Annotated in this window: 2 protein-coding genes and 2 tRNA genes; 2 read left to right on the top strand and 2 right to left on the bottom strand. The window is 69.8% G+C overall.

The genetic code is table 11. The features are described 5' to 3' along the window. Positions 1-718 precede the first annotated feature (718 nt). Together AC08OJ_RS17845 and AC08OJ_RS17850 are read right to left on the bottom strand one after the other, a co-directional pair. Positions 719-792: transfer RNA gene (locus AC08OJ_RS17845), tRNA-Phe, on the bottom strand. 52 nt (positions 793-844) lie between these two features. Next, positions 845-919: transfer RNA gene (locus tag AC08OJ_RS17850), tRNA-Asp, on the bottom strand. Between the two features lie 376 nt (positions 920-1,295). On the opposite strand from AC08OJ_RS17850, the gene AC08OJ_RS17855 reads away from it, so the two are divergent. Both AC08OJ_RS17855 and metH read left to right on the top strand, forming a co-directional pair. Then, positions 1,296-2,462: a PfkB family carbohydrate kinase gene (locus AC08OJ_RS17855; RefSeq protein ID WP_476594334.1), complete on the top strand. Its 1,167-nt coding sequence runs from the start codon at positions 1,296-1,298 to the stop codon at positions 2,460-2,462. Between the two features lie 215 nt (positions 2,463-2,677). Further along, positions 2,678-6,234, top strand: a 3,557-nt coding sequence (gene metH, locus AC08OJ_RS17860; RefSeq protein ID WP_476596335.1) for a methionine synthase, incomplete at its 3' end; no start/stop codon positions are given.

A 6,234-nucleotide genomic window follows, 5' to 3' on the forward strand; every position in this document is an offset into this window, starting at 1 on the left:
CGAAGGTGCGGATCCGCCCTTGATGGGAGTGTCTGACCAGCGGCGGACGCCGTCTGGCCCCACCGCCGAGAGCGACTCGATGCAGAGAGACGATCACGAGCGGAACGCTTGACTTATGCCGACTCCGACCAATCACCAGCAGCTGACCGCCGGGCTCGTGGAACGAGCGCCTGCCAAGGACGCCGACGCCGTTGGGCCCAGGCGCCCTCTGACCGGGCCGACAAACCCAGTGATCACCGCCGCTGCTATCTGACCCTGATTACCGTCCCGGCTCTCCCAACCACCTGCACAGGAACAAAAGCATGCTCTGGAAATCTGATCGGCGAAGGAACAGCGGGGCCTGGTTGCCATTGATCGGCTCGCCGGAGTCGTCGAACTCAGCGCCGCAGCGGGGAGAGCCGCCTCGTGGACCGTCTGCCGCGAAAGCGGACGGTCCACGAGCACGATCTTGCACATCGTTGCAGGTCAGGGCACTGACGCGACTAGGTCAGACGTGTTCCGTTGCCACACAAGGCCCGCGACTTGTGGCAACGTCCGTGGACACAGGCCTCGTGACCTCCCACCCGAAAAGCGGATGGTCAACTCCACCGTTTGCGCAGGTCAGCCGGGGTGACAGACGGGCCGCCACCGGGATCACACGACGCCGTTGCCACACCCGTTGCCACATAACGATCAAGCAGTGATCGACAAATCCTGCCATTTCCGCAGGTTAAACCGGTGGGCAGGGGCGGGGTCGAACCGCCGACCTTCCGCTTTTCAGGCGGACGCTCGTACCGACTGAGCTACCTGCCCCGGGTAGTGCGACTCTCGCATGAGCCACAGCGCACTGTTAGCCCTACGAACGCGGTCCCGACGGGATTCGAACCCGCGACCTCCGCCTTGACAGGGCGGCGTGAACTCCAGGCTTCACCACGGGACCATGCTCTAGATCGATCTTCAGTTGTCGCCCTCCAGGTGCCAGTCACGGTCCCTGTCCGGATCTGGAGGTCATGCTACACGACACCGGGACCACTCGAAGGGCCGGGAGCCCAGGATTCTTGCCCAACAGGACACGCACACGATCGCTCACGATTCGCTACGAAGACGCGACATCGGCATGAGATCTGCGGAGTCCGCGCGGCGGGCGCGGCGGCACGCCGGGCGCGCCCAGGAACGCCAGGCACGCCGCCGACCTCGAGGGAATCGAGCGAAAGGCGCGCAGCAGCACGGAGTCGATCCAGACCGCCGTTGCCGATCCCGTTCTGACCCGGGTCGAGGACGGGGTCGCCGTCGTCACCCTGAACCGGCTCGAGGTCATGAACGCGTTCACCCTGCCGATGGCCACCGCCTACGCGCAGGCCCTGCGTGCCGCGGACGCCGACCCGGAGGTCCGGTTCATCGCGGCCTCCGCCTTCGTCAACTCCGGCTTCTCCCGCCTCAGCCTGGTCGTCGAATACGGTCTGTCCTGGCATCTTCCCCGGATCATGGGCACCGCCCGGGTCTCGGACTTCCTGCTGTCCGGCCACGCCGTCAGTGCCGCCGAGGCGGCCGAGCTCGGGCTGGTCAACCAGATGATCACGGATGGCGACGTACTGGACCACGCGGTGCGCTACGCCACCGACATCGCGCGGTCCTGCTCACCGATGTCCCTGGCCGCCATCAAGGCGCGGGTCTACGCGGACCTGGAACGCAACGGGGACTTGGAACGCAGCCGCGCGGACGCGCTCACCGACGCCATCGCCCGGATGGACACCTCCTTGCTGGCAGCCACCCCGGGCAGCCAGCGCTTCCGCTGTTCCTCGGTGCACAGATCGCGCAGGTATGGCCCCACGATGCTCACGACACTCAGCCCGGCGGTGCGACACTGCGGGCCTATGGGCTTGTCCGTGGCGGTTGCCGGTGTCGTCAACGTCCAGCAGACGATCCCGGTCGATGGTTTCCCCTTCGCCTACCCCCCGGTGCGCTATCTGAACCGGTCGCTGCGCCTGGAAGTCGCCGGGGTCGGCTACAACGTCGCCCGCGGGCTCGCTGCGCTGGGCAGCGACGTGCGACTGGCGTCCCTGGTTGGGCAGGACGACGCCTATGCACAGGACTGGCTCACCCGGGCGTCGATCGTGTTCTGCTCGGCGGAGAACCTCACCGTACCCCCCGATGCCTTTGCCCGGCAGTTGCTTGCCCGGGGACCGGCACGGATCGTGGTCGTGGGTCTGGGCGCGCGGGGTTGCCTGCTGGCGGTGGCGGACCGGCCGGTGCGCGCTGTCGCGGCGGTCGCACCGCTGGGCGTGGTGGACACGACCGGCGGGGGTGATGCGCTGTTCGCCGGGTTCCTGCACTACTGGCTGGCCACCGGCGATCCCGACCGTGCCATCGACCGCGCGGTGCTTGTCGCCGGTTGGACGGTCGGTTTCCCGGGCACGGGCCACCATCCGACCGACGCCCAGATCCGTGCGCTGTATGCCGGCACCTCCGCCAAGTCCGGATGAGCTCACGCGCGGCGCGGACCGGTGTCCCGCCCGGGTGGCGTGCGACTCTCAAGCGACAGCAGCAACGGCGAGGAAACACTCGAGCCGACGTGAAGTGATCACGATGGCACGGTATCGTCACTCACAGGTCGAGAGGCGCTGCAACGGGCCCAGGTCCGCCACGCTCGGCCCGCACCGTTCAGTAAGGGCGCCTCCCATAACCGGGAGGTGGTCTGATGGCAGGGTCCAGGTCGGTCGACGAGGTGGCCATCGAGGCCAGCACGGTCGGGGCCGGCGAGCGGGAGCTCCAGGAGCTGCTGGCCCAGCGGGTCGTCGTGCTCGACGGGGCCTGGGGCACGATGCTACAGAACGCCGGGCTCACCCCGGCCGACTACCGCACGGAGCGGTTCCGCGACCACCCGAAGGACGTCGCCGGCGACCCGGACCTGCTGAACCTGACCCGTCCGGACGTGATCCTCGACGTGCACCGGCAGTATCTTGCGGCCGGCGCGGACATCACCACGACGAACACGTTCACCGCGACGAGCATCGGCCAGGCGGACTACGGGCTGCAGTCGCTGGTGCGGGAGATGAACCTGCGGGGCGCGCGGCTGGCCCGCCAGGCCGCGGACGAGGCCGCCCGGCAGACCGGGGGGCGCCGGTTCGTCGCCGGTTCGATCGGCCCATTGAACGTCACGCTCTCGCTGTCTCCGCGGGTGGAGGATCCGGCGTACCGGGCGGTGACCTTCGACGAGGTCCGGGCCGCCTACGCCGAGCAGATCCAGGCGTTGGCGGACGGCGGGGTCGACCTGCTGCTCATCGAGACGATCTTCGACACGCTCAACGCGAAGGCCGCGATCGCCGCCGCCCGCGAGGTCGCCCCGCGGCTGCCCCTGTGGATCTCGGTAACGATCGTCGACCTGTCCGGGCGGACGCTGTCGGGGCAGACCGTCGAGGCGTTCTGGAGCTCCATCGCCCACGCGCATCCGCTGGTCGTCGGGGTGAACTGCTCGCTCGGCGCCGAGGAGATGCGCCCGCATGTCGCCGAGCTCGCCCGGCTCGCCGACACGTTCACGGCCTGCCATCCCAACGCCGGCCTGCCGAACGCCTTCGGCGGCTACGACCAGACCCCGGACGAGGCCGGCCGGCTGATCGGCGAATTCGCCGCCGCGGGCCTGGTCAACATCGTCGGCGGCTGCTGCGGGACGACGCCGGCACACATCGCGCGGATCGCCGCCGCCGCCGCCGGCGCGGCGCCGCGCCCGGTTCCGGCCCCGCCGGCGCGCACCCGCTTCAGCGGGCTGGAGCCGTTCGAGATCGGCGAAGATACCGGCTTCGTCATGATCGGGGAGCGCACCAACGTCACCGGTTCGGCGCGGTTCCGGCGGCTGATCGAGGCCGACGACTACCAGGCCGCCGTGGACGTCGCCCTGGAGCAGGTGCGCGGCGGGGCCAACCTGCTCGACGTCAACATGGACGCCGACCTGCTCGACAGCGAGCGGGCGATGACCACGTTCCTGAACCTGCTCGCCACCGAGCCGGAGGCGGCCCGCCTGCCCATCATGGTCGACAGCTCGCGGTGGAGCGTGCTGGAGGCCGGGCTGCGCTGCGTGCAGGGCAAGGGCGTCGTCAACTCGATCAGCCTCAAGGAGGGTGAGGAGCCCTTCCTGGAGCAGGCCCGGCGCATCCGCGACTACGGCGCCGGCGTGGTCGTGATGGCCTTCGACGAGCGGGGCCAGGCCGACACCGCCGAACGCAAGGTGGCGATCTGCGCCCGCGCCTACGACCTGCTCACCCAGCGGGTCGGCTTCCCAGCCGAGGACATCGTGTTCGACCCGAACGTGCTCGCCGTCGCCACCGGCATCGCCGAGCACAACGGCTACGCGAAGGCGTTCCTCGACGCGTTGCCGCTGATCAAGCAGCGCTGCCCGGGAGCGCGGACCAGCGGCGGCATCTCGAACCTGTCGTTCTCCTTCCGCGGCAACGACATCGTCCGCGAGGCGATGCACTCGGCGTTCCTCCTCCACGCCGTGCGCGCCGGGCTCGACATGGGCATCGTCAACGCCGGCCAGCTCGCCGTCTACCAGGACATCCCCGCCGACCTGCTCGAACTCGTCGAGGACATGCTCTTCGACCGGCGCGACGACGCCACCGACCGGCTCGTCGCGTTCGCCGAGACCGTGAGCGGGAGCGGCACGAAGCGCACGGTGGACCTGTCCTGGCGCGAGGCGCCGGTCGAGGAGCGCCTGGCGCACGCGCTCGTGCACGGCATCGTCGACTTCATCGAGCCCGACACGGAGGAGGCCCGGGCGCGGGCGGCCCGCCCCCTCGACGTGATCGAGGGACCGCTCATGGACGGCATGAAGATCGTCGGTGATCTCTTCGGATCCGGGAAGATGTTCCTGCCGCAGGTGGTCAAGAGCGCCCGGGTGATGAAGCGCTCGGTCGCCTACCTGGAACCGTTCATGGAGGCCGAGAAGCAGCAGGCGCTGCTGGCCGGCACCGGCCGTGGCAACCGTGGCAACGGCACGGTGGTGCTCGCGACCGTCAAGGGCGACGTGCACGACATCGGCAAGAACATCGTGGGTGTGGTCCTCGGCTGCAACAACTACGAGGTCATCGACCTGGGGGTCATGGTCCCCGCCACGGTCATCCTCGACACGGCAGTGGCGGAGGGCGCCGACGCGATCGGCCTGTCCGGCCTGATCACTCCGTCCCTGGACGAGATGGTCACGGTCGCCACCGAGATGCAGCGCCGCGGGCTGAAGTTGCCCCTGCTGATCGGCGGCGCCACCACCTCGCGCCAGCACACCGCCGTCCGCATCGCCCCCGCCTACGACGCCACCACCGTCCACGTGCTGGACGCCTCCCGCGTCGTCGGCGTGGTCTCGGACCTGCTCGACGCCGACCGGGCCGGGGAGCTCGCCGTGCGTAACCGGGCGGAGCAGAAGCTCCTGCGTGAGCAGCACGAGAACCGCCAGCAGCGCCCGCTGCTCCCCCTCGCGCAGGCCCGGGCGAACCGCGAGCAGGTCACGTTCGACGACCTGCCCGTCCCCGCCTTCACCGGCGTCCGCGTCGTCACCCCGGACCTCAGCGCGCTGCGCGCGATGATCGACTGGCAGTTCTTCTTCCTTGCCTGGGAGCTGAAGGGCAAGTTCCCGGCGATCCTGGACCAGCCGGTGGCCCGCGAGCTGTACGACGAGGCGAACGTCCTACTCGATCAGATCATTGCGGACGGTAGCCTTCAGGCCCGCGGGGCCTACGGCTTCTGGCCCGCCGTCGCGGAGGACGACGACATCCTGATCGATCTGATCGATCTGATCGATCTGATCGACGTCGGCGCGGTGAACAGCGACGGCACGTCGGGTCCGGGTGCCACGTCGGGTCAGGGTGCCACGGGGCGGCTGCGCCTGCCGATGCTGCGCCAGCAGACGGCCAAGCCCGCGGGGCGGCCGAACCGCAGCCTCGCCGACTACCTGGCCCCGGCCGGGGACCACATCGGCGGGTTCGCCGTGGCCGTCCACGGCGCCGACACGCTCGCGGCCGGCTTCGAGGCTCGGCAGGACGACTACCGGGCGATCATGGTGAAGGCCCTGGCCGACCGGCTCGCCGAGGCGTTTGCCGAGTATGTCCACCTTGAGGCGCGACGCGCCTGGTTCGAGCCGGACGCCGAGCCGTCGCTGGAGGATCTGCACGCCGAGCGCTTCCGCGGCATTCGTCCCGCCTTCGGCTACCCGGCGAGCCCCGACCACAGCGAGAAGCAGGCGCTGTTCGACCTGCTGGACGCCGGGCG

The sequence above is a fragment of the Frankia sp. CgKIO3 genome, from assembly GCF_977946435.1.